The 24,625-nt window shown below is 62.6% G+C and carries 22 protein-coding genes and 1 pseudogene; 11 read left to right on the top strand and 12 right to left on the bottom strand.

All coding sequences use genetic code 11. The annotated features are described in order from the left end of the window. Positions 1 to 42: 42 nt before the first annotated feature. The gene (locus tag HXX15_RS22015) at positions 43 to 2,520 is read right to left on the bottom strand and encodes a hypothetical protein (RefSeq protein ID WP_296518972.1); all 2,478 of its coding nucleotides are present in this window, start codon (positions 2,518 to 2,520) and stop codon (positions 43 to 45) included. 339 nt (positions 2,521 to 2,859) lie between these two features. Between HXX15_RS22015 and thrS the strand changes: the two genes are divergently transcribed. From thrS to HXX15_RS22035, 4 genes are all read left to right on the top strand, one after another. After that, positions 2,860 to 4,905, top strand: a complete 2,046-nt coding sequence (gene thrS / locus HXX15_RS22020) for a threonine--tRNA ligase (RefSeq protein WP_296518974.1) — start codon at positions 2,860 to 2,862, stop codon at positions 4,903 to 4,905. 1 nt (position 4,906) lies between these two features. Next, on the top strand, positions 4,907 to 5,128 hold the full coding sequence (locus tag HXX15_RS22025; RefSeq protein ID WP_296518976.1) for a hypothetical protein: 222 nt from the start codon (positions 4,907 to 4,909) through the stop codon (positions 5,126 to 5,128). Positions 5,129 to 5,193: 65 nt separating this feature from the next. Then, entirely contained in the window at positions 5,194 to 6,168 is a 975-nt protein-coding gene (locus HXX15_RS22030; RefSeq protein WP_296518978.1) for a c-type cytochrome, read from the top strand. 80 nt (positions 6,169 to 6,248) lie between these two features. Further along, positions 6,249 to 6,812: a nitroreductase gene (locus HXX15_RS22035; protein WP_296518980.1), complete on the top strand. Its 564-nt coding sequence runs from the start codon at positions 6,249 to 6,251 to the stop codon at positions 6,810 to 6,812. Between the two features lie 21 nt (positions 6,813 to 6,833). Here the strand turns inward: HXX15_RS22035 and HXX15_RS22040 are convergent, their stop codons facing one another. After that, positions 6,834 to 7,874, bottom strand: a complete 1,041-nt coding sequence (locus tag HXX15_RS22040) for a hypothetical protein (RefSeq protein WP_296518982.1) — start codon at positions 7,872 to 7,874, stop codon at positions 6,834 to 6,836. A 304-nt stretch (positions 7,875 to 8,178) separates the two neighbouring features. Here HXX15_RS22040 and HXX15_RS22045 point away from each other — a divergent pair, with 304 nt between their 5' ends. Then, positions 8,179 to 9,216: a patatin-like phospholipase family protein gene (locus HXX15_RS22045; RefSeq protein ID WP_296519025.1), complete on the top strand. Its 1,038-nt coding sequence runs from the start codon at positions 8,179 to 8,181 to the stop codon at positions 9,214 to 9,216. A gap of 151 nt (positions 9,217 to 9,367) precedes the next feature. Here HXX15_RS22045 and HXX15_RS22050 read toward each other — a convergent pair. The 6 genes and pseudogenes from HXX15_RS22050 to HXX15_RS22075 all read right to left on the bottom strand — a co-directional run bounded on the left by HXX15_RS22050 (position 9,368) and on the right by HXX15_RS22075 (position 15,541). Continuing rightward, positions 9,368 to 10,330 (bottom strand): annotated as a pseudogene (locus tag HXX15_RS22050) (dienelactone hydrolase family protein). A gap of 131 nt (positions 10,331 to 10,461) precedes the next feature. Continuing rightward, complete coding sequence (locus HXX15_RS22055) at positions 10,462 to 10,983, bottom strand: lipocalin-like domain-containing protein (RefSeq protein ID WP_296518984.1); 522 nt, start codon at positions 10,981 to 10,983, stop codon at positions 10,462 to 10,464. Between the two features lie 829 nt (positions 10,984 to 11,812). Next, on the bottom strand, positions 11,813 to 12,583 hold the full coding sequence (locus HXX15_RS22060; RefSeq protein ID WP_296518986.1) for a substrate-binding domain-containing protein: 771 nt from the start codon (positions 12,581 to 12,583) through the stop codon (positions 11,813 to 11,815). Between the two features lie 119 nt (positions 12,584 to 12,702). Further along, positions 12,703 to 13,830 carry a PAS domain-containing protein gene (locus HXX15_RS22065; RefSeq protein WP_296518987.1) on the bottom strand — a complete coding sequence of 376 codons (1,128 nt, stop codon included), beginning with the start codon at positions 13,828 to 13,830 and terminating at the stop codon, positions 12,703 to 12,705. A gap of 301 nt (positions 13,831 to 14,131) precedes the next feature. Continuing rightward, a complete protein-coding gene (locus HXX15_RS22070) occupies positions 14,132 to 14,560 on the bottom strand; it encodes a CBS domain-containing protein (protein ID WP_296518989.1) in 429 nt (142 codons plus the stop codon). Positions 14,561 to 14,767: 207 nt separating this feature from the next. Further along, the gene (locus HXX15_RS22075; RefSeq protein ID WP_296518990.1) at positions 14,768 to 15,541 is read right to left on the bottom strand and encodes a rhomboid family intramembrane serine protease; all 774 of its coding nucleotides are present in this window, start codon (positions 15,539 to 15,541) and stop codon (positions 14,768 to 14,770) included. Between the two features lie 484 nt (positions 15,542 to 16,025). On the opposite strand from HXX15_RS22075, the gene HXX15_RS22080 reads away from it, so the two are divergent. Continuing rightward, a complete protein-coding gene (locus HXX15_RS22080; RefSeq protein WP_296518992.1) occupies positions 16,026 to 16,586 on the top strand; it encodes a PAS domain-containing protein in 561 nt (186 codons plus the stop codon). On the opposite strand, the gene HXX15_RS22085 is transcribed toward HXX15_RS22080, so the two are convergent. The 3 genes from HXX15_RS22085 to HXX15_RS22095 form a co-directional block, all read right to left on the bottom strand. Then, the gene (locus HXX15_RS22085; protein WP_296518994.1) at positions 16,568 to 17,341 is read right to left on the bottom strand and encodes a Crp/Fnr family transcriptional regulator; all 774 of its coding nucleotides are present in this window, start codon (positions 17,339 to 17,341) and stop codon (positions 16,568 to 16,570) included. The two genes, HXX15_RS22080 and HXX15_RS22085, sit on opposite strands and share 19 nt — an antisense overlap. Positions 17,342 to 17,587: 246 nt before the next feature. After that, a complete protein-coding gene (locus tag HXX15_RS22090; RefSeq protein ID WP_296518996.1) occupies positions 17,588 to 17,752 on the bottom strand; it encodes a hypothetical protein in 165 nt (54 codons plus the stop codon). A 95-nt stretch (positions 17,753 to 17,847) separates the two neighbouring features. Then, a complete protein-coding gene (locus tag HXX15_RS22095; RefSeq protein ID WP_366558604.1) occupies positions 17,848 to 18,597 on the bottom strand; it encodes a Crp/Fnr family transcriptional regulator in 750 nt (249 codons plus the stop codon). Positions 18,598 to 18,881: 284 nt separating this feature from the next. On the opposite strand from HXX15_RS22095, the gene HXX15_RS22100 reads away from it, so the two are divergent. The 4 genes from HXX15_RS22100 to HXX15_RS22115 all read left to right on the top strand — a co-directional run bounded on the left by HXX15_RS22100 (position 18,882) and on the right by HXX15_RS22115 (position 23,246). Beyond that, positions 18,882 to 19,298 (top strand): response regulator, encoded by a 417-nt coding sequence (locus HXX15_RS22100; protein ID WP_296518997.1) that lies wholly within the window; start codon positions 18,882 to 18,884, stop codon positions 19,296 to 19,298. A 9-nt stretch (positions 19,299 to 19,307) separates the two neighbouring features. Beyond that, positions 19,308 to 21,590, top strand: coding sequence for a PAS domain S-box protein (locus tag HXX15_RS22105; protein WP_296518999.1), 2,283 nt, complete (start codon positions 19,308 to 19,310; stop codon positions 21,588 to 21,590). Positions 21,591 to 21,681: 91 nt separating this feature from the next. Next, positions 21,682 to 22,293, top strand: a complete 612-nt coding sequence (locus HXX15_RS22110; RefSeq protein WP_296519001.1) for a PilZ domain-containing protein — start codon at positions 21,682 to 21,684, stop codon at positions 22,291 to 22,293. Positions 22,294 to 22,622: 329 nt separating this feature from the next. Next, positions 22,623 to 23,246 carry a transglutaminase-like cysteine peptidase gene (locus HXX15_RS22115; protein ID WP_296519004.1) on the top strand — a complete coding sequence of 208 codons (624 nt, stop codon included), beginning with the start codon at positions 22,623 to 22,625 and terminating at the stop codon, positions 23,244 to 23,246. A gap of 114 nt (positions 23,247 to 23,360) precedes the next feature. On the opposite strand, the gene HXX15_RS22120 is transcribed toward HXX15_RS22115, so the two are convergent. Continuing rightward, the gene (locus tag HXX15_RS22120) at positions 23,361 to 23,915 is read right to left on the bottom strand and encodes a MarR family winged helix-turn-helix transcriptional regulator (protein ID WP_296519006.1); all 555 of its coding nucleotides are present in this window, start codon (positions 23,913 to 23,915) and stop codon (positions 23,361 to 23,363) included. A gap of 514 nt (positions 23,916 to 24,429) precedes the next feature. Between HXX15_RS22120 and HXX15_RS22125 the strand changes: the two genes are divergently transcribed. Further along, on the top strand, positions 24,430 to 24,625 hold a 196-nt coding region (locus HXX15_RS22125), incomplete at its 3' end, for a porin (protein WP_296519008.1).

Below are 24,625 nucleotides of genomic sequence, written 5' to 3' on the forward strand. Positions count from 1 at the left end.
ATCAATAGCACCGCTTCAATGCAATTGCATGTAAAATTCCGGTCAGGTCGGCTTCGCCACGTCGCATTTGTCGTGGGCCTCGCCCGCCTTGAGTTGCAGCACACACATCAGCCGTTCGATCTGCGGCCGGCACAACTGCGCATCGAGATAGGCTTGCACTGGTTGCGACATCCACCAGCTCATCGAGACGATATCCATCGCGGTGTCTTTCTTCACCGGCGAGCGGCAGAACAAGCTCGCAGCAGCTTGAGACGGACCAGGCTTGCTCAGGTCGATCGTATCGACGCCGATCCGCACCAGCGGGCCTTTGAGCGTCTCGCGCAGATAGGCCAAGTGACCATCCTCGTGCCCGGAGCGGGTGGCATAGAGCGCGCGGCCGATCGAGGTATAGACATCGAACACCGACCGCTCTTCCGATTTCGGCAGCGGCGGCCGTGGCGATTCGACCTCGCCGTCTACTGGGGTCGGGTTGCTGAGCCTGCGATTGACATCAAAGGCCTCATCGGGCTCGTTGACGATCCGGATCACCACGGGCTGCAGGTCGCGACCGCGCAGTTCGCGCACGATATCGGCGGCGGTGGCCAGTCCGTCATTCTCGAAATAGCCGCCATCGACGACGCTATCGACGATCTTTCCATTGATGTCGCGGATCACGCCCTGGGTGGAAATCAGCGGGAAGCGCGCGCTCATCATCGCCGCCGTCGAGAGCCGCATGTCGATCGCCTGCCCTTCGGGATCGCCGGGAATCGGAGGCGCCGGGGAAACCGGCAAGCAATCGTCATAGGTGACGCGGATGCTTGGATCGCGCAATTCGCGGTAGTCGTAGGCGTAATCGAGCAGACGTCCCTTCTGGCCCTTGCAGCCGATCCTGACGTCGGAGACGATGATCCGGCGTCCGGTCGCGACCGAAGTGCCGTTGATGAACAGCAGCGGAATCCAGTCGCCGCGCACCTTCGGATCTGACCGGTCCGGCATATGGCCGACGCGCCGGCACAGGCCGGAATTGTCCTGGGTGCCGCACGCCGCAACGGGCGCGCCGGTGATTTCCCGATACCAGCGCTCGAACGACTGCTCGAGCAGGCCGGAGCGGTCCAGCCGGTAACCCAGCGGAAAAATATCCCGATAGGCGAGGCCGACGAACACCGGCGAGAGGAAATCGCCCGCCAGCAATTTTTGGAAACAGTCACGCCACGAGCCGGCTTGCGCGCTGCGGTCGGGAGACCGCGCCGCCTCGCTGCGGAACCACGCCGTGGTCTGCTGATCGGTGCAAGGCGGCCTGCCGAGATCCTTGCGCTCAAGCGCATCCATCCATGCCGCCCGCATCATCACTGCGCCGACCGAACTGCCGGAGACCGTCGACAATGCGAAAATCCGGCTGCGGACGTCGCCGAGCCCGAGCGCCGGATTGGCGGCGCCGGCATCGATCATGGCGCCGATCACGCTCGCGGTGAAGAAGCCGGCGCGGCTGGCGCCGCCGGCCCCAGCGATCACGATCGGCCGCGGGCAATCGCTCGCCGATCTGCAATTGTCGGCCTTCCATCGCGCGACGGCCTCGTCGATCGTCAATTCGTGGCGCGTCCCGCTGGTCGCAGAGGTCGCTGCGGCCGGCACGAACCGCACGTCGTTGTAGTTCTGCTGCAGATAGCCCAGAACCCCGCCCACCACGAAAAAGCACAGCAGCAGCGGAGTCGCGTAACGATGCGACAGCGAGGCGATCTCGCCGAGCAGCAACAGCCCGCCGCCAAGCAACAGCGGGAGAAACAGCACCCGCGGGAACCAGTCGGACAGCGCGTTCGGCGCCACCACCGCGGCCACGAACAGCAGCGTGATTACGACCGCGGCCAACAACAGGGCCTGATTCAACCGTGACGAAAAGATGCTGCGCAGCGTCTGCCAGTTCCTCACCGGATGGAACAGCAGCAGCAGCATCGACTGGGCGCCGTCGAGCAGCGCCTCCTGCTTTCTGCGTCCTGTCAGGCGCGCACGAACATCGCGCGCAAACAGCACCGTCACCGCATAGATTGTCGCCACCACCGCCGTTGCGATCAACTGCACCAGGATCCACGCGACCGCGTCCGCAGCCTGCTTCAGTTCGACCGCCGGCAACAATGTCAGCCGGGTTTGCCACAACGCCCAGGCCACGACGCAGAAGATGCTGAGGCCCAACAGGCGCGGAATCCAGATCGCGATCCCCAGGAATCGGGCCTGCAGCCGAGCCCGGTCGTCGTCGCTCAACCCGCCGGGCCGGTGCGAATCCGGCACCCAGTCGTCGAATTGCAGCGCACGTCGCGCCATGGCGTGCAACAGCCACGCCCAGGCCAGCAGCAGGCCATAGAACAAGGCCCATTGCGGCCGGTCGAGACCGGTATCGGCGAACAGATCGCGCGCCTGCGCGACGCGGGCGATCAGGAGGCCGCCGCCTACAGCGCTCACCGTCGCGACCCGGCAGACCCATAGCACCCGGAAAACGCGCCAGAGGTAGTTCAGAACCAAGAAGATGAAATGCCAGAAGCGCTCCATTGCGAATCTCCATGGTGCGAGATTGGCCAGCACATTCAGATCGACCTGTTCAAATCGGCGTCTTCCGATCGACGTCCTCAGATCGAATTCTCAAAATCAATAAGCTTGCGCAAATAGTCAAAAAATTGGTCGCCCCCAATGGGACAACCAGGCTGTCATGGTCCCGTAAAATCCAGTAATATTGAATTCCGCTCGCCATCATAAGAACTTTCCCCGCCGGTTTGCAAGCCAGCAGCTGGCTTCGCCAATCGACAGGATTGCAACGGCCGAATCCGCTGCTATACCGCTGCATTCGCTTACCTGCGCTCGTGTGCAGGAGTGAGCCACAGGAGACCAACGATGTCTGACAAATCTGCCCCCGCCTCGGGATTCCAATTCGGCCTTTCCAATCTGAAGCCGGTCGCGGCGACCACGGTCGCCCTCACCTTCCCCAATGGCGACCGCCGTGAATATCCGCGCGGTTCCACCGGTCTCGACATCGCCAAGGGGATTTCGCCATCGCTGGCCAAGCGCACCGTGGTGATGGCGCTCGACGGCGTCGTCACCGACCTCGCCGATCCGATCGACCACGACGCCAAAATCGAATTCATCGGCCGCGACGACCCGCGCGCGCTGGAGCTGATCCGGCACGACTGCGCCCATGTGCTGGCCGAAGCGGTGCAGACGCTGTGGCCCGGCACCCAGGTGACGATCGGCCCGACCATCGAGAACGGGTTCTACTACGACTTCTTCCGCAACGAGCCGTTCACGCCGGAGGATTTTGGCGCGATCGAAAAGAAGATGCGCGAGATCATCGCCCGCGACAAACCCTTCACCAAGGAAATCTGGACCCGCGACCAGACCAAGCAGGTGTTCGCCGACAATGGCGAGATGTTCAAGGTCGAGCTGGTCGATGCGATCTCGGCCGATCAGACCATCAAGATCTACAAGCAGGGTGACTGGTTCGACCTCTGCCGCGGTCCCCACATGACCTCGGTGGGCAAGGTCGGCAACGCCTTCAAGCTGATGAAGGTGGCCGGCGCCTATTGGCGCGGCGACAGCAACAATCCGATGCTGACGCGTATCTACGGCACCGCCTTTGCCAAGCAGGAAGAGCTCGACGCCTACCTGCATCAGATCGAGGAAGCCGAGAAGCGCGACCACCGCAAACTCGGCCGCGAACTCGACCTGTTCCACTTCCAGGAAGAGGGCCCCGGCGTGGTGTTCTGGCACGCCAAGGGCTGGACCGTCTTCCAGGCGCTGATCGCCTATATGCGCCGCCGCCTCACCGGCGACTACAGCGAGGTCAACGCGCCGCAGATTCTCGACAAGTCGCTGTGGGAGACCTCCGGCCATTGGGAATGGTATCGCGAAAACATGTTCGCTGCGCAGTCGGCCGGCGACGACGCCGAGGACAAGCGCTGGTTCGCGCTGAAGCCGATGAACTGCCCCGGCCACGTTCAGATCTTCAAGCACGGCCTGAAGAGCTACCGCGATCTGCCGCTGCGGATCGCCGAATTCGGCATCGTGCATCGCTACGAGCCGTCCGGCGCGATGCACGGGCTGATGCGGGTGCGCGGCTTTACGCAAGACGACGCCCATGTGTTCTGCACCGAGGCGCAGCTTGCCGACGAATGCCTGAAGATCAACGATCTCATTCTGTCCACCTACGCGGATTTCGGCTTCGAGGGCGAGTTGACGGTCAAGCTGTCGACCCGGCCCGAAAAACGCGTCGGCACCGACGAGATGTGGGATCACGCCGAGCGGGTGATGGCGACGGTGCTGTCGCAGATCGAGGCGCACGGTTCCAACCACAGCATCAAGACCGCTATCAATCCCGGCGAAGGCGCGTTCTACGGGCCGAAATTCGAATATGTGCTGCGCGACGCGATCGGCCGCGACTGGCAATGCGGCACCACCCAGGTCGACTTCAACCTGCCGGAGCGCTTTGGTGCGTTCTACATCGACGCCGACGGCTCGAAGAAGGCGCCCGTCATGGTGCATCGCGCGATCTGCGGCTCGATGGAGCGCTTCATCGGCATCCTGATCGAGCATTTCGCCGGCAACTTCCCGCTGTGGCTGGCGCCGACCCAGGTCGTCGTCACCACGATCACCTCGGAAGGCGACGAGTACGCCAAGGTCGTGGCCGCCGCCGCCCGTCGCGCCGGTCTACGAGTCGAGATCGATCTCCGCAACGAGAAGATCAACTACAAAGTCCGCGAACACTCGCTGGCGAAGATTCCAGCGCTGCTGGTGGTCGGCAAGAAGGAAGCCGAAACCCATCAGGTCTCGGTGCGCCGGCTCGGCAGCGAAGGCCAGACCGTGCTGCCGACCGACGAGGCAATCGCAGCGCTGGTCGAGGAAGCCACGCCGCCGGACGTCAAGCGGGCAAGGCAGGAGGCGTAAGATGGTCAGACAGATGATCGCCGACGAACAGGAACTGCCCGCCTATCCGATCCGGGCCTATCAGCTGATCCCCGATCCGAACCAGCCCACCGTGGTGGCGCTGGCGATCGAGACCGACGCCGGCCACAGCCTGTTCCTGGCGACGCGGCAGATCCTCGAGGACCTCGGCAACGACCTGCTGGAGCGCGCGGCGAAGATGCCGGCGAGGGATGCCCCACCGTAGGTCGTCCGGCGTGGCGTGACGACTTGCGACCCGGAAACCGGGCAGTAAAAAAGGGGGGATAGCAGATGGGGGGCATCTTGAGCTTGGCGCGGTTGTCCTTTGTCCCCCTCCTCTTGGCACTGATCGCTCCGGCCGCCGCCGATGAGCCTGCTCCGGTCTGGGCCTATCCGATCGCCCCGAAAGAGTACGTTCCGCCCCGTGACGATGGAACGATGCGCCATGTACCGGACAGCGCCAAGGGCTACACCCTCACCGAGATCCGCGACCTGTTCTTTGCGCTCGACTGGTTCCCCGACGGCCATGCGCCGATGCCCGCTGTCGTGGCGCAGGGCCACAGACCCGACTTTCGGCCCTGCGGCGTTTGTCATCGGCCCGAAGGGATCGGCGGACCGGAGAACGCCAGCCTCGCCGGCCTTCCGGCGGCGTATCTGCGGCGCCAGATCGACGACTATCGCCGCGGTGCCCGCACCACCGGCGTCAAGGAACGCGGTCATGTGTTCCGTATGATCGCCGCAATGAAAGAGCTGAACGATGAGGAGATCGACCAAATCGTCGCCTATTACAGCGCGATGACGTTGCTTCCGCGGGTCAAAGTGGTGGAGACCACGGACGTCCCGACCAGCTATATCCCGAATTGGTACTACACCTCCCGCCGCGACGGCACGACCGAGCCGTTGGGCGAGCGCATCGTGGAAATGCCGGATGACGAAGAGAACTTCATCAACCGCGATTTCCGCGTCACCTTCACCGCTTATGTGCCGCCTGGCAGCGTCAGGCGCGGCGAGGATCTGGTGGCCGGCAAGGAGGCCGAACGCATTCCCGCCTGTGCCGGCTGCCATGGCGAAAAACTGAAAGGCACCGACAGCATCCCACCGCTTGCCGGCCGTTCGCCCAGCTTGATCGTGCGCCAGCTTTACGAATTCAAGCACCGACTGCGCAATGGCACCATGGCCGAACCCATGCAGGAGAACGCCGGTAAGATGACCATCGCCGACATGACCGCAATCGCCGCCTATCTGGCTTCCCTGCCCCCGTCATAAGTTCGAAACCAACGAGCCTCGTCACATCGCTTGCGCCGTGCTATGCGGCGCGCACCCGATCATTGCTGAAAGAATTGTCCGTGTCCGACGTCATCGCCTTCCTGAAAAACCGCCGCTCGGTGAAGCCGCGCGAGATGAGCGGCCCCGGCCCCTCGCCCGCGGAATTGGACACCATCCTCACGCTCGGCGCCCGGGTGCCGGATCACGGCAAGCTGACGCCCTGGCGCTTCATCGTGTTCGAGGGCGACGCGCGCGCCCGCGCCGGCGAATTGATCGCGAAGGGGTTCGCGGAAAAGAACCCCTCGGCCACTCCGGAGGAAATCGCGGTCGAGAAGGCGCGGCTGATGGATGCACCGCTGGTGATCGCGGTGGTCAGCGCGCCGAAGGCCCATCCCAAGGTGCCGGCGTGGGAGCAGGAATTGTCGGCCGGCGCCAGCTGCCTCAACATCGTCACCGCCGCGACCGCGCTCGGCTATGGCGCCAACTGGCTGACCGGCTGGTTCGCCTATGACCGCGGGGTGATGGCCGGCCTTGGCCTTACGCCCGAGGAGAAGCTCGCCGGCTTCATCCATATCGGCACGGCGCAGCGCGCCCCCGACGACCGCCCGCGTCCGGCGTTCGCCGACATCGTCACGCGGTTTTAGCTCAGCCGCGCGATAGGTTCGCTATCGCGCCAGTACTTCGATCTCGCCGTCGACGCCATTGACGACGTTGAAGCCGCGCTCGAACACCTTGCCCTCGTTCTTGGCGATGGCGCGATACTCGCCTTCGGACAGCACGACGCGGGGAAACGCGCCGATCGATTCCTTGACGACGTCGCCGCCGGGCGTGATCACCGACCAGGCGGTGTTGGCGAGCGCCTCGCCGCCCTTGTCGCCGACTAGCTTCAGAGTGATGACGGCGGCGCGATGAGTGATGGTGACGTCGGTCAGCTTGCCGGCCTGCACCCGGATGTCGGAACGCACCACCGAATTGGCGTCGCCGTAATTGGAGATGATGTAGTAGGTCCCCTCCGGCACCAGCACGACGTCGCCGGCGGCGACGTTCGACACCAGCGGCGCGCGCTCGGTCGCTTCGAACTGGCTGCCCTTGTAGATGCCGAACGAAATCTGGTTCTGCGGAATGCGCGACGTTCCGACCCGGCCCTCGATGCGCAAGCCGCCGGCGGGCAGCACGAAGGCCTCGCGAACCGTCTCGGCCTTCAGCGTCACCGGCCGCACCGCGCTGACCAGCCCCAGCGCGACGTGGACCACATAGCTCCCCGGCGGCACCACGATGTTGGGGGTGGCGCCGTGGTCTTCGCGGATCAGCTTGAACGCGCCGCTGGCGTCTGGACGATCCGAATAGACCCGCCAGACCAGACCGCTATTGATCACCGGCAGGTCGGTGCCAAACCGCGCGGTCAGCGCCAGCACGCCCTGGCTCGCGGGCGGCGGCGGCACCGCGGTCAGCGGCGACCCCACCGGCGGCGTCACGGCGGCGACCGGCGGCTGGGTCAGCGGCGTCGGCAGGTTTGGCGCGGATCCTGCGCCGGATGGCGGCGCCAGACTGATCGCGCCGCCCGCCGGCACATCGGGGACCAACCCCGGCGGTATCGGGGGCGGGCGCTCGCCGAACAATTGCGCTGATGCCGGATTCGTGACGAGGCAAATCGCAAGCAACGCCAGCGCGAAAGCCAGCACCAAGCCGCCTCGCCGCCTGCTCATGTCACCATCATTGTCGCTCGAAACCATGGCCGATGGTTTTCACTGAAAACGCGGCAAATTCAAGCCTGTGCGACCAATACTTGGCGGCCCAGAAACGACCGGCGAAGACTTTGTGACGGCCCCGGTTCGCGGCGCGGTCATGATTCCAGCGTAGGTCGGAGGTCGTCGCGGCATTAATCATCCGTATCAGGCGATATGGCACGATCCCATGGACGCGCTTAAATCGCTGATCGAGTAGCGATTCTCGGCGCCGTCGGTGGCGGGATGCGGCGCAGCAACCGGACAGCAGTCGAGGAGGCCCATGGTGCTGGATAATCTGATCGGACGCGGCACGAATAATTCGCCACGCCGGGCCAATATCGGGCTCGGCAGCATCAGGCGGCCGGTGATCGGGCTGGCGCTGGGCGGCGGCGCCGCACGCGGCTTCGCCCATATCGGCATCATCAAGACACTGCTCGCCAACGGCATCGTGCCCGACGTGGTGGTCGGGACCTCGATCGGCGCCGTGGTCGGCGGCTCCTACGCGGCCGGCCATCTCGACACCCTGGAAGCGTGGGCGCGCAGCCTGCAGCCGCGCAATATCCTGAGCTATCTCGACATTCGTCTGAACGGATCGGGCCTGATCGGCGGCGGCAAGCTCGCGGCGCAGCTCGAAGCCACGCTCGGCCAGGTCCAGATCCAGGACCTGACCCTGAAATTCGCCAGCGTCGCCACCGAAGTGCGGACCGGACACGAGATCTGGCTGACCCAGGGCCGCGTCGTCGACGCGCTGCGCGCCTCCTATGCGCTGCCCGGGATTTTCGCGCCGGTGCTGATCGGTGATCGCTGGCTGGTCGATGGCGCGCTGGTCAACCCGGTGCCGGTATCGGCGGCGCGCGCGCTGGGCGCCGAGATCGTGATCGCCGCCAACGTCTCGAGCGACGTGTTCGGCCACGGCACGACGATCTTCTCGCACGGTAACCCGATCGCCGAGGAGATTGAACCGGCGGTCGAGCCACCGCCAGCAAGACGCGGCTTCGGCAGGTTTTTCTCGCCGGAGCGAATCGTCAAGCAGGAGATCTTCGGCAGCAACGGGCGACCCGGAATCTCCAAGGTGATGGTGGACGCCTTCAACATCATGCAGGACCGCATCACCAGGGCGCGGCTGGCAGGCGATCCGCCCGACCTGTTGATCTCGCCGCGCGTCGGCAAGATCGGCTGGTTCGACTTTCATCGCGCCGACGAGATGATCGGCCACGGCGCCCGCGCCGCCGAGCGCGCCATCGAATCAATCCGCGAAGCGATCGAGATCGTCGCGCCGGAACCGGACGAGCCGACTGAGAGGATCGAAGCCGCGAGCTAAGCGCGGGTCATCAGCATGCGGCTGGATTCGGATCGATGCGAGTTTGGCGGATGCGGGATAGCTGAGTGTGATCCGTCGGGATCGGAGTTCGTCGCTCAGTCTATTGTGGCAGCGCAACGCAGGCCCACTGACCCGCATCCGAAATCCGGCACTACCCAGTCTTGAACAACGCCAGCAGGAATTCGCTCACCGCCTTTCGTGCCGCCTCCGCTGTCGCAGGATTTCCGCCGACATGCGGGTTGAGCTCGATGCAGGTGTCCTTGTAGGTGAACGGCGCTTTCGTGTCGGCGTTCAACAGCACGCCGCCGTCGCCTTCCTTGATGCGGCAGTTGCGCGCGGTCTGTGCGTTCGCCGAAACCACATTGCTGGAAATGCCGAGCAGGCCAAGATCGAAGGCGTGCTGCGAATCCGGATATTCCGTCAGCGCCACGTCGTGTTTGGCGTCTTGCAACCGCGCTACAAATGCCTTGCAGCTCGCGACCGGATTGTAGTCATCCGGCGTGCCGTGAAAGATGCGGATTGGGCGGGGTGCCACTTCCGTATCACCGACATAGGAGGTCGAGCAGCCCGGATAGAAGGGAATATAGCCGGCGAATTGTATACCGGATTTGTTCCAGAGTTTGTTGAAGCGATCGAGGCTCGCATAGAGCGCGGCCTGTCCGCCCCGGGAAAACCCCATCAATACGATCCGATCGGGATCGACGCGAGGATGTTTGGCGAGAATTTCGAGCGAGCGGTAGATATCGACAATCAGGTTGAGGCGGACGAGCAGACCCTGGTTCGGGCCGACCACCGTCAGACCACGGCCTGAAAAGCCATCGATCACCAAGGTGGAAATACCCATTGAATTGAAATGACGCACCCACGGGTCAGTATTGGAAACGACCCCACTCGAGCCGTGCATCAGCACCACGACCGGCAGCCGGCCGGTCCCTTGGGCGATGCGCAGTTCGGCGGCGACGGTGACCTCCGTGCCTTTGGAATCGCCGGTTAGGAATTAATGGTCGGTTATGGTCAGCGAGGGACCGCCATAGATATCAACCCGCGCGGCGACGTCCTTCGGCATCGACTGTGCGTCGGCCTCGACTGCCGCCAGAAGCGCTCCGGCAAACATGATCGTAGCGGCAATGTTCCCATACTCCGTAGCATGGTTTCCTCGATTCTTCTTGTTTGCTTTCCAGGCGTGGCACGAGCACGAAATTAGAACGAGCAGAAAGCAGGTCATCGATGTGCCCGCCCAAAAAGCTACTTCACTCGCTTCCAGACAAGCTCTGATGAACCGCCTACAGATGAACCGGGGTTGGTCCACTTCAAGTCGTCACCCACGAGCGCGACAGGTCCTCGCTTCTGCTGAGCTCCGGCCCAATTCGGATACGAACTGCCTTCAATACGAAGTGTGAAACTGTGATCGGCCTCGTCGATGCTGTAGGTGCCGAAGTGAGCAAGGTTGCCCTGCACAGCAGCCTTGTTCTCGTCAGCCGTTCCGGCGTTCCGATTGTTGGCCGCGAATTTGGGGACGCTCGGATTGGTGAGCTGAAGAACGTAGTGGCCGCCGGAGTCGAAGACGACAATCCCCTTCGGATTTGGACCATACAGCGGGCTTCGAGTCCCGTTTGGCTCCACATTATCCACCGCCACAAGCGACCAGGTTCCGACTATTTGCTCCTTGAGAGCTTTCTGTTGGGCCATCGTGCCGCCGGGCGAAAAGACCAACCCGAACGTCATCAACGTCGCCAATGTCGTCATCGTACAGCGGTATTGAGCCATATCTGTTTCCCTCCGGAGGCAATTGATCGATTCGTCCAGCACATCACGGCATCACGAGCGGCGACACCATGACGAGGGTTAGCGTTCCGCCCACGACACCTTTGGCTTTCCGAAACCAACCGCACCCGGCGATCAGTAGCACGCTCGATCGGGATTGCGGCAAGCAGGCGCCGCCGCAGTGGGGGCAACCTGTTTATGCTTTCCAGACTTTTTAAGCTGATCGGAATGCGCCGAACCCCTGCCACCCGGCTTGCCGTTCTGTTTTCCTGCAAGAGCCGGCACGACGGACGCCGTAAATATAGCGCCAGAAATTGCGAAAAAGATCACGAGAGCGACAATTCTCACTTGCAACACTCCAAATTCATTCCGGAAGTTACTTCCGGTCGATTTTTGGCTCAAACGCGGGACTGTAGTCTTGGCAATCGTGTGGCAAAACCGACGCTGCCAGCGCCTTCATGTTGGACCCATGCGGCGTGTGAAGATCGGGATGGCTTCAGCACCCTTCCATTTCCGCGGTCGCGAACATCGGCAGGATGAGGGGAGCGATTTCCCAAGTCAGCTCCCATTTGGGGGCAATCGCGAACGATCGGTGTGAATTATCGCAGCACAAGCTTCGTCAACAGGGCTGTCTTTTCGCTTTGCCGGGAAACGCCGACCTTCGAAAACACGCGCTTTAGCGCCATGCGGACCGTCTCCTCGCCGATGCCGAGCCGCTATCCGGTCGTGCATCGTGATCAGCCCGCGAATCCGGCACTTGCACCGTTTCATGCGATTAGCAAACACGTAGCTCAAGACCTGAGGCTCAAGACCTTCGGCTCAAGACCTGGAGCTAATGGCCTTCAGGGGTAATGCCATGAGCTTTGAAAGCGGCCACCGCTTCGAACGAGTGCAAATATTCTATCACCCTGCGCGCGGCCGCCTCATTCTTTGAATCCTTGCCCAAACCAGCTGCCAATATCGTAACGTTGTTCAGCTCGGCTGGGAGGCTGCCCACCTTTTCGATGCCCGCCACCGAGGCAATTTCAGGCTCCAGCTGTATGGCTAGATCTGCCTCGCCACTGACTAGCAAGGTCGCAGCGAAACCTCCTGGGAGCGGATATTTCGTTTTCCTCTTGATCTCTTCCGCAATGCCCATCCGCTCAATAAGCTTGGCGATGTAGACGCCACTTGCAGCACCGGTTGCCGGATCGCTAAAGGCCACAGATTTGGCTTCCAAGAGTGCTCGCTTGAATGCCTCCGGCGTTGAAATGTCAGGCTTCGCAGCTCCAGCTCTAACTGCAACAGCAATGCCGGTACTGGCAAAGACCGCATCGTGTCCGACAATGACCTTGCCCTCTCTAGCAAGTCCGTCGAGGGCTGGCTTTGTGAGGATCAAGACATCGACTGCTTCGCCATCCTGCACGCGCTTCGAAAGCATTGCCGCCGTTGCCCAAGATATATTGAGCTTGTTCCCAGTTTCCGTTTCCAGTTTTGGTAACAAATCTTCCAGGGTCGATTCGACGGCTATGGTGGCGAAGGTCTTCAACTCTGCGGCATTCGCGCATGTCAAGAACAACAGCGTCCCGGCGGTAGCTGCGGCAACGTACGATCCTGTGCGCATTGTTGAAATCCGATTGATCGCCCCTATCCCTCTCCACGTTTAGGGACTTCAACAGGAAGTGGGGGACGGGTTCCCAGGTCAGCTCCCATTTGGGGGCAATCGCGAACGATCGGTGTGAATTATCGCAGCACAAGCTTCGTCAACAGGGCTGTCAGTTCGCTTTGCCGGGAAACGCCGACCTTCGAATACACGCGCTTCAATGCGGTGCGCGCCGTCTCTTCGCCGATGCCGAGCCGCGCCGCCGCTTCGCGTGGTGCCAGGCCGGAACCAACGAGTGCGGCGACCCGCGCCTCACCGAGCGTCACACCGAGCACGTCGCGGACCAGGGCCGGGTCTGCCGGATCGTTCGCCTTGGGATCGATGATCAGGACGATGGCGCGGGTGCTGGTGAGAAACTGTTCGGGCTGATCGCCCGAAAAATGGATTGGCAGCAGATAAATCACCAACGGCCGATCCGAGGTGGTGCGCTTCACCAGGATCGGCGTGCGCTTCGCCAACAGCTCCGCGGTCCCTCCCCCGATCGTGCGGGCGATCTCAATATCGATCTCGGCCCGCTGGCTGCCTTGCCCGATGCGCAATCGTGAGTCTACCAGCTTTATCTCCTGGCCGCAGAGGCGCTCCGCAGCCCGGTTGGCGAAAACCGCGCGGCCGAGATTGTCCAATGCGAAAACGCCGACTCCCATGCAATCCAGGGCATCGCGCAGGCTGGTGTTGGCCAGCTCGGCGTCGAACAATCGCATGCTCAGCCGCAACGAATTCTCTGCATGACGTCCGAGCAGCGCCATGTCGTCGATTTCCTCGGACGTATACGGCGGCTTGTCGATCGTGCGTTGGACGCTGATCGCGACGGTCAGATTTGCGTCGGGTGAAATACTGGTCGCAAGGCAGTAGCGCAGTCCGTGGCGGGCGAGAAATTCGGAATAGAACGGCTCGGTATCGAATTCATCGGGCGCCATGAAATCGCGATCCGTGATCGTCTCCCGGCGCAGCGAGAAAAAGCGTTCCTCGGCCCGCTTGGACCGGATGTCGCGGCGGTCCCAACCCCCTTCCTGATAGTCCTTGTGCACCAACGCAAGGGAGGGTGAAGCGATCAGCCCCACACTGCCATCATCGCGATGCCAAAGCAGGACCGAACCAACGTCGCCGAAGTAGTTCGCAATCGCGTTCAGTGCGGTGACCCATCGAGATGGATCCGGCGCAGCGTTGTAGATGGCTTCCACGGCAGCCAGCAATTGACGATTGGACATTCCAAAGAACCGGCAGGACGTACTTTCTAAAAAAATCTACCGGCAGTGTTTCAGAACTTAGTTTGCTTCTGCAAGCTATTTGAAGAAGGCATCCAATTACCGCAACAAATCACTCTCGGCCGAGATACATAACCAGTTCGGATCCATTGTGAGTTTGGCGGCGAACCGATAGGCGTGACCCGAGCTGGCCTATCGCATCATATCGCTGCACCAAGGCATCTAGTCGTGACCGGGCCACAAAAGATATCAATCTCGATTTGTGACGACTCTCGCGCGCCGCCCCGCGCGCGTCCGCCTCGCCTCAGGCCGACTTGATGTAGTCGTGCAGCGCCTGCTGCTCGTGCTCGAATTCCCGCACCCGCCATTTGACGACGTCGCCGATCGAGATCAGTCCGACGATGCTGTCGTCCTCGATCACCGGCAGATGCCGGAATTTTCCGGACGTCATCATCTCCATGATCGCGCCGACGCTGTCGCCCTGCCGGCAGCTAATCACCTTGCGGGTCATCACGGCGCTGACCGGTTGATCGAGCGCGGCGGCACCGCTTTCGCCGAGCACGCGCACGACGTCGCGTTCCGACAGGATTCCCGCAATGCGCTGCTGGTTCAGTACCAGCACCGCGCCGATCCGCCGTTCCGACAGGATTTTTACGGCGGCCGACAACCTTGTCTCCGGTTCGACGCTGACGATGTGGTGGCCCTTGGAATTGAGAATTGCACGGACTGTCATGGTCGCCTCCCAAAGTTCGCACGCCCTTAATGGGCACGGTCTCTTATTGTCGAGTCTTCAACCAACAGATCAGCTTCGAAAGATCAGCTTCGAATGCATTCGGACGCATTCGGCAGGCGCACGCGGCGCTGGGTTCAAACAACCCAGATGCAAATGATACCTATTAATGATGGATGAAACGGGTCTGCGCCGCAAGCGCCGTGGCGCTCAGCCTTGGAACCCGCCCGGCGCGGGCCGGCCGTCGCCCGCCGAGGGAACCGGATCGAACAGCGAAAACAGCAGCAGACCAGCGAAAAAACCGCCGATATGCGCCTGCCAGGCGACGCTCGCGCCCTCGGCGCCGATCGCGATCGAGCCGATCCCGAACACGATGTTGACGCCGAACCAGACCGCGAGAAATCCCAGCACGCGGGGGTCGCGCAAGGCGCGGAACAGCGACAGCGCCGGCACCCGCGCCGCGGCATCGGCGTCGCCGCTCCGGAACGACAGGAAACTGCCTTGCACGAAGGCGAACCGGATCGCGGCGGCCATCGCCCCCGACACCGACGCGGAGGCTCCGATCATCGGCGCCAGCGCGTGTTCATGGGTGAGGAGATGGGCCAGCGCGCCGGCGGCAGCGGTCACCGCCATGAACACGAAGAACCGCACGGCGCCGAAGCGGCGCGCCAGCGCGCTGCCGAACGGCAGCAGCCACAGCACGTTGAAGACGATGTGGCTGAGATTGGCGTGCAGCAGCGAATAGGTCAGAAAGGTCCAGACCTTGGCGCCGGAACCGCCGGGAAACGGCATCGACAGCAGGGTTGAATCGTAGCGCTTCGGAATGAAACCGAACACCTCGATGGTCCAGTATTCCAGATCCGGCGGCAGCAGCACGCGCAGATGGATCACCGCCAGCAGCGCCACATAGGCTGTCAGGGCGCCCGGAATCGTCAGGATGGGTTCGCGCGGCGGCTCCGGCGGCGATACAAGCGAAGATTCCAAGGGCCAACGACCTGGTACGAGCGGCTCACGCGAGCGAAACGACCAGATAGGCGGCTTGGCTTGGCGGCGCAAGCCAAGGATCGCGGCGGTCCCGATCGGGGGCGTCCCGTGACGAAAAAAGGGAGGGCTCTGAGAAAGCCCTCCCTTGCTCGAACCCGGTCTTTCAAGCGAGGGGATCCCCACCCCTCCCGCGCGACGACCAGCTTGTTTTTCAGCCACCCTGTGAAGATCAGCGCCGATGCCTGGAGACCACCGGCGCCTTGGAACCAGCGCACCCTAGCCGCCCGCCAGCCGCCACCCAAGCTGATAGTTAATTTAACGTTAACGCCGGAAACGCCGGCCCCGCAGCGGCCAGATCGGCTTTCGGCATGGACGCTGCAAGTCCCGTCCAGCACAACACCATCGGGGGCCAGCGCTGCGTGATACCGGGACAGAACTGTCCCGCAAGCCGCGGTGCCACGGTCAGGGGCGAGTATTTGAAGCCATGAAACATCCCGCCAACCGAGCGTTCTTCGCTTACTGGGACAACAGACGCGGCGGCGCCGCGGCGCCGGACCGTAGCGAGATCGAGCCCGACGCGGTGCGCGAACTGCTCGGCGACATCTTCGTGCTGTCGTGCGATCCGGCCGCCGACTATCCGTTTCGGGTGGCCGGAACCCGGGTCTGCGCGCTGCTCGGACGCGACCTCAAGGGGCATGGATTCGCCGCGCTGTTTTCGCCCACCAGCCGCCGCGAGATCGAGGACGTTCTCGGCATCGTCGCCGAGGAAACTCTGGCGATCGTGGCGGGCATCACCGCCGCGGCCTCCGGCGGTTCGCCGGCCCAATTGGAATTGCTGCTGCTGCCGTTCAACCCGCGCGCCCACACCCCGCTCAGCATGACCGGATTGCTGGCACCGTTCGAGGATAACGGTCCTGGCACACTCGGGGATTTTAACCTGACGTCGTGGCGCACCATCGGACAGCCGCCCCGGCGTTTCGGCCCGCGGGCGTTGCGCAAATGGTCGGTGGCGCGCGGCTTCACCGTCTATGAGGGGCTACGCTGATCCGCCATGCGGTGATCGCCGCGATTGCGGACCCGCTGGCGCGGATCGCCGCGGCTGACGCTGGCGTTGGAGAGGTGGGCATGATCGGCGTCGTAGCACTCGCACGAGCGCCGGATCAGACCATCGAGATTGGTGATTTCGAGATGCCCCCGGCTGTAGCGGATCACGCCGGCGTGCTGCAGCGCATGCGCGACCAGCGAGATGGTGTTGCGTTGCACCGCCAACATCTGCGCCATCATATCCTGTGTCAGCGGCAGGCGATCGCTGCCGGACAATTCGCGCGACTGCAACAGCCGGCGGCATAACCGGGCCTCGACGCTATGCGAGGCGTTACAGGCCACGGTCTGCTCGGCCTGCATGGTTTGGATGCATTGTTTTTGCATCAGAGCGGCGCGCAGTGGCGCGCTCAGCTCGGCGACGGTTCGAAAATGCGCAACATCGATCACCGAGGCTTTTCCCGGATAGCGCACGACCGCGGCGGTCGGCGAGGTGCCGCCGAACAGCGCGGCGGACCCGCCGAACACGCCGTCGCACCCGACCATCGCCACTTCGATGGCTTCGCCCTGCCCCAGGCTCACCATGCTGGAGATGATGCCGTCGTGAGGGAAATACACCAGCTTTAGCGGCCCGCCGGCCTCGACCAGCACCTGACCGAACCGCAGATCGACCGGTTTGAGACGAGCGCAAAGTAACTCAAAATCCACCAGCGGAAGTGCTGCCAGCAAGTCATTCGGTGATTGGCGGATGGTCGTCATGGTGTCCAATCCCGCCAAGACGGCCGGAGCGCTGGTCATAGCGGCGGCTCGTCGGCAGCCGGAGACGCCACCTAAATACCAAACAATGCACGGATCGAAACGATCCAGGCTCATGACAATTATTTGCGCAGCAGCCGCAGCAAAATCTACTTGGTAATACTACGCAGTCGACATGCAAACCGCTGAGCGGGAACGGCCCACCCTCCGCCCAAATCGATGGCGCGGGAAATAGGCGGAAAGTTGCTGTTACGCACGAGGCGCGCGATCCTCGGCGGCCTCGCTGTCGCCTCGCTCCGCCACGATCAGGCAGCCGAGCAGCGCCGTGAGGACGCGCATCTGCTCGTCATTGGCATTCCGGAACGATTCCGGCTCCAGCCGTGAGCGATCCGCGCTGAACCTCTGATCCGTCATCGTCTTTTTCTCCTACCGGGCGCGCAGTGCTACCCGGTTTGGCCGCCGGCGAATTGATCTGACTCAAATGACCCGCGCAGCCGAAGGCGTCGCGCTCAGACCGCGCGCGGGCGAGATCCAGTCGTCGGGCCGGACGCGACCGAATCAGGCGCCGCGCGCCCCGGCGCGTCGCCGGTTCCACTCGGGCCCCCGCCATGCGGCTGCGCGCGCTCGTAGCATTCGCAGGACCGTTCGATCAGTCCGTCGACGTCGGTGATTTCCAGGTGGCCGCGGCTGTAGCGGAGCAGGCCCGCCTGCTGAAGCTCGATGGCGACGAGCGAGATGCTGTTGCGCTGGACGCCCAGCATCTGCGCCAGAATGTCCTGGGTCAGCGGCAGTTCGTCGCAGCGGGCGAGGTCGCGCAACATCAACAGGCGCCGACACAGCCGGGCTTCGACGCTGTGCGCGGCATTGCACGCCGCGGTCCGCTCGGCCTGCACGATGTGTTGCCATTGACGTTGCATCAACGCCGCGCGCAACGGTTCGCTTTGCGCGCAGGCCGCCCGAAAATGCCCGACGTCGATCACCGAGGCCGCCCCGGGAAACCGGACGATCCCCGCCGTCGGGGAAAGCTCACCGTAATGCGCGGCCGATCCGCCGAACACGCCTTCGCGGCCGATCATCGCAACCTCAATCGATTCACCGCCCGCGAGGCTGACGATCTTGGAGATGACAGCGCTATGCGGAAAGTAGATTTGCAGCAGTGGCGCCCCGGCCTCGACCAGAATGTCGCCATTGACGAGTTCGACGGTGCGGCAATGCGGGCGCAGCAATTCGAAGTCGGCTTCCGGCAGCGACGTCAGCACATCGTTCGGCGACTGTCGGAACGAAGCCATTTCATCTCCCAAGATAGTAGGGGTGAGCCGCACTATCGAGACCGGAGGCCCCAGCGCGCAGCCGCCCCTAACCCTATGATCGGAAAACGACATAACAAGATCACTTCAACAGAATCAACTAATAAGCGCAACAGCGTCGGTATTCCCGAATTCGGGCAGACAAGCCTCGCGGATCGAGCCGAACATGGCAAAAAGAGGGCGATTCGCAGCCTCGATCGGGAGGGTGAAGTAAGCGCAACGTTAGAGGGTGGACCATGCCACGAATACTTCTTGTCGATGATGATCCGCTGATCAGAGCTGCGATACGAGTCTGGCTCGAAGCCAATGGTCACTCAGTGGTGACCGCGGAGTGTGGCGTCACCGGGCTCAACGCATTGCGGCACGCCAGCTTCGATCTGATGATCGTCGACATCTTCATGCCGAACATGCGCGGCTTCGAGTCGGTCAGGGTATTTCACCAGAGCGCGCCGTCGACGCCTCTGATCGCCATCTCCGGATATGTGTTTGCGGAGAACAGGTCGCCGGCGCCCGATTTCCTGAGGATGGCGCTCGAACTGGGGGCCGCTCGCTGTCTTCGCAAACCGTTCACGCCGGCGACGTTGATGGCCGTCATCGATGCCTGCCTGGCCGAACGATCCACTCCAGCCGCGAACAGTGCGTTTGCCAGATAGCGTCGCCAGATGATCCAGGAGAAACCGGAGGCCGCTTGGCTACAGGCCGTGGTGACGGCAGCGGTCGACGGGATCATGCTGATCGATTCCGGCGAACGCATCCAGCTGTTCAATCCGGCCTGCGAAAAGCTGTTCGGCTATTCCGCCGATCAGGTGATCGGCGAACATATCAGACTGCTGCTGCCGGCCTGGAGCCGCGATTGGCTGAATTGCACGGTCGGTCACGTCGCGGCGACCGCGCAGGGGCGCCGCCAGGACGGCACGATCTTTCCGATGGAATTATCGATCGGACAAACCGAGCAGGACGGCAAGCCGGTTTTCGTCGGTATCACCCGCGACCTGACGGAACGCAGGCGCGCCGGCCAGGCGACGCGCGACAGCGAGCGCAACTACCGCCTGCTGGTCGAGGGCGTCACCGACTACGCCATCTACATGCTCGACCTCGACGGACGCGTGACCAGCTGGAACAGCGGCGCAAATCGCATCAAGCAGTTCGGCGCAGACGAGATTCTCGGCCGGCACTTCGGTGAATTCTATACCGAAGAGGCGCGGCAGCGCGGCGATCCGGATCACAACCTCGGGATTGCCCGACGCGACGGGCGCTACGAGGCGAACGGCTGGCGGCTGCGCAAGGACGGCAGCCAGTTCTGGGCCCATGTCGTGATCGAGCCGCTGAAGGACGAGTATGACGCCCTGATCGGCTACGCCAAGGTCACCAGCGACAATACCGAGCGCCGTCGCGCCGAACAGGTGATCCGCGAGGCCGACGATCGGATCAACGCCCTGATCGAGACCGTGGTCGATGGCGTCATCCTGATCGACGCCAAGGGCACGATCCAGACCTTCAACCCGGCCTGCCAGACGCTGTTCGGCTACGCGAAGGAAGAAGTGATCGGGCAGAACGTCAAAATGCTGATGCCGAATGAATATCGGGACGAGCACGATGGCTATCTCGGCAACTATCATCGAACCGGCGTCCGCAAGATCATCGGCAGCGGCCGCGAGGTGAAAGGCCAGCGCAAGAACGGCTCGATATTTCCGATGGATCTGTCGGTCGGGGAAACCAAGCAGGACGGCGAGCCGGTGTTCGTCGGTATCATCCACGACCTGACCGAGCGCAAGCGGATCGAGGAACAACTGGTTCAGGCGCAAAAGATGGAAACTGTCGGTCAGCTGTCGGGCGGCATCGCGCACGACTTCAACAACCTGCTGACGGTGATCGTCGGCAACGCCGAGTTTCTCAGCGAGCAGCTCAAGGCGAGGCAGGACCTGCGCAACCTCGCCGACGACATCGGCCGGGCCGGCGAACGCGGCGCCGAACTGACCCAGCGTCTGCTGGCGTTCGGCCGCCGTCAAACGCTGGCGCCAGTCGAGATCGACTGCAACGAGTTGCTGGATTCCATGCACAAGCTGCTGCGGCGGACGTTGCGCGAGGATATCTCGATCAACGCCGACTTCGCCCCCGACCTGCGCCCAGCGTTCGCCGATCGCGCGCAGCTGGAATCCGCGATCATCAATCTCGCGCTCAACGCGCAGGACGCCATGGTCGGCGGCGGACACCTCAGCATCGCCACGTCCAACGTCTCGCTCGACGATCCCTATCACAGTCTGCATCCGGAAGTGCTGCCGGGCGAATATGTCCTGGTCGCCATCACCGACAACGGCGAAGGCATGGCGAAGGAGGTGCTCGACCACGTGTTCGAGCCGTTCTACACCACCAAGGAGGTCGGCAAGGGCAGCGGCCTCGGCCTCAGCATGGTCTATGGCTTCGTCAAGCAATCGAACGGCCATGTCTCGATCTACAGCGAGCCTGGACTCGGCACCACCGTGCGGATCTACTTGCCGGCGCTGTCACAGGAACTGGAGCAGGCGCCAGAGCGAATCCCGGTGATCGAGCCCCATGCCACCGGCAACGAGGTGATCCTGATCGTCGAAGACGACCCCCACGTTCGCTCCTTTGCGGTGATGTGCCTGCGAAGCCTCGGCTACGTCGTGATCGCCGCCATCGACGGCAACGACGCGCTACAGAAACTCGGCTCGAACGTCGCGATCGATGTGCTGTTCACCGACATCGTGATGCCAGGCGGCATCAACGGCTGGGAGTTAGCCGGCCTCGCGCAGAAGCAAAACCCAGATCTGCGCGTATTGCTGACCTCCGGATATGCGCTGGATACCGTCGCCGGCCGCAGCCGGGTGCGCGATGGATCGGTGATCCTGACGAAACCCTATCGCAAGGCGGAACTGGCGCGACGGCTGCGTGATGTCGTCGACGGTGTCCGGGCGCCGCACTGACCTTTCTCAACGGGCCGATTGCTAACGAGCCATTAACCGTAGAAGCCGTAGGGTTCGGGGGCTCGACGAGTCCGGTCGACCGGCGGAAACGATGGCGCTGCACAAACATTCAATTCAGCCGAACGCGATGGAGCGGCGACGCTTCCAGCGGGTGAAAGTTCATCTGCTCGGGCGCTACATGCTGCCGGACCGGCGCGAGTTTCCCTGCCAGATCATCAACATGTCACCCGGCGGGCTGGCCATGCTGGCGCCCGGAATCGGCAATGTCGGAGATCGCGTGATCGCCTATCTCGACCATATCGGTCGGGTCGAAGGCAAGATCACCCGGATCATCGACAACGGTTTTGCGATGAATCTCGGCGCCACGCCGCGCAAGCGCGACAAGCTCGCGGCGCAGCTGACCTGGCTCGCCAACCGCGACATTCTCAACCTGCCGGAAGATCGCCGTCACGACCGTATCGTGCCGCGCAATCCGATCTGCCTGCTCACGCTCGAAGACGGCAGCACGATGAGCTGCCGGATCATCGACATGTCGCGGTCGGGTGCCGCGATCGCGGCGGAACAGCGACCGCCCGTGAAGTCGCTGGTTTCGCTGGGCCGGGTGCAGGCCCGGGTGGTCCGCCACCTCGACGACGGCTTCGCGCTGGAGTTCGTTCACGAGCAGCTCGCAGAGACGCTCGAAGACAGCGTTACCGCCCGGTAAAGAATTCCGCACCGCAATTCGAATTTTTTCCGACCACAACGGCAGACAAGTGGCGTGCGATGTCGCCCGGCCGCCCCTCGCGGCGCGCCGTCGCCGGTTAACGCGCACAGCCTCCCGCTGCAAAAACCCCGGTCGCGTCGGCGTTCAGGCGTTAATGCCTCAAATTTGAATCAACTACAGTTCTTTCAAGTTTTAGTCGAATTCGATTCAAGTATAGATTAAATCTAGCGGAATTTTTACTTGTAATTGCTTCAATTGTACTTGGCCGATTTAGCGGCCGCGCAAATTCCTTGTGCAAAACATGGTCCCAACAAGAAGCGGGGGCCACAATGTTTGGTAGCAGGGGAACGGGTAGAAGGCTGGTGATCGCCACCGCGATGTTCGCGATGGCAGCAACGGCAAACGCGGCGGAACGGGTTCGCTACGCCAGCGTCGGCGATACCACACGGGCACCGATCGGCTGGATCGAGTTTTGCGCCGAAAATCCCGGCGAGTGCCGGGGCGGTGCGACGCAGCCGCGCGATATCGTTTTGACCCAGACCGCATGGACAGACCTGCTGCGCATCAACCGCTGGGTCAACGACAACGTCAAGCCGATGACCGACATGGATCATTGGGGTGTGGTCGAGAAATGGTCGCTGCCCACCGACGGCTACGGCGACTGCGAGGACTACGTTCTGCTGAAGCGCAAGATGCTGATCGACGCCGGCTGGCCGCGCGAAGCGTTGCTGATCACCGTGGTGCGCGACAAGCAGAATGACGGCCACGCCGTGCTGACGGTGAAGACCGACAAGGGCGAATTCATCCTCGACAACCAGAACGAGGAGGTCGTGGCCTGGACCGATACCGGATACCGTTTCGTTAAGCGGCAGTCGCAGAGCGATCCGAACAATTGGGTTGCGTTAGGTGATCCGAGACCCTCGGTGGTCACCGCCAGCGCCAAGCAACGCTAGAATCAGGAGATACGCGAGCCGGTCGAATCCCCACCCCTCCCCGTCCCAGACCGGATCGTGCGCGGCCAGCTCTCCCCCAAGAGCTGGCCGCAACTTCTTGGCGCAGGGATTCGCTCAGATCTCGTCGCTGACGCGCTGGATCGCGGTCTTGGTTCGCCGCTTCAGCGTCTCGAGCTTGTCCTTGACGTCGCGCAGCGCCTCGTGATCGAAATCCCGAAAGATAAAGGTGTGCAGCGCTTCCCAGCGCGGCATCAGTTCGTCGATGCGCTCGCGCGCGCGATCCGACAGCGACATCAGCACCACCCGCGCGTCGGTGGTCGAGGATACCCGGTTGAGCAGGCCGAGCCGCTCCAGGATCTTGGTCTGGGTGGTGACGAAGGTCGAGACCGCGTGGACCTTCTGCGAGACGTCGCTGACCGACACGCCATTGCCGTGGTCGAGATCGTTGATCGCCATCAGGATCAGCCATTGCGAGCCGCTGATGCCAAACAGCTTGGCCCAGGATCGGCGCATGTCTTCCAGATTGTTGCTGATCGAAACGAAATCCCAGATGATCTGATGCGACAGTCCGTAGTCGCGGTGGGCGCCGGACGCATCCCCACGCTCCGCGGCGGCTGCCGCGACGATCGCGCCAGGCTGCTGTTTAAGGCCATCGCGCCGATCCGGCATGCCGCCATCCTCCATCGGTTCATCCCTCAGATCGCTGTGTCGTTCGTCGTTCGCCAGCGCACTGTTGATTTCGAACAGTAGTATGTTTTTTCAAAATCTATCTCGCAAACCAAATTATCCAAGCAGGCAACGCGCCACGCCGTCCCGGGTCCGCCATGTCTGTTCGGCTCACCTCCGGAACTCATGCGATTCCAATGAGGTAACAGAGAACCTCAAAATCAGGGTGATTTCGACGATTTGGCCTGCCACATAATTGTCACAATCGTTGCCCGAAAGCCACACCCATCAGAAACTAATTTATGTATTTTACATTGGTACTTTCTTTCACTATTTCCAACCCGTAAGTTTGCTGCACAGACGGAGGGGGCACCTCGACGTCGTCCGGCCGTAAAGGTCGTCCAGCGCATCGGCTTCGCGGGCGATCAGATGGCGGGTTCACGGGTGAAGCTCGTTCGACCGGCGTGAAAGCCGAGACGATGGCGGACCCCAACAATGGCAAACTGGAGACTTCGACATGAGATTTGTTAAGGGCATTCTGCTCGGGGCCGCGGCGACCCTTGTCGCCTCCGCCGCTGCGCAAGCCGCCGATCTTCCGCTCAAGGCCAAGGCGGTCGAGTATGTGAAGGTGTGTTCGCTGTACGGCGCGGGCTTCTATTACATCCCGGGCACCGATACCTGCATCAAGCTCGGTGGATACCTCCGCGCCGAGG

Origin of the sequence: Rhodopseudomonas sp. (assembly GCF_013377015.1) — a bacterium.
Taxonomy (GTDB): domain Bacteria; phylum Pseudomonadota; class Alphaproteobacteria; order Rhizobiales; family Xanthobacteraceae; genus JARJEH01.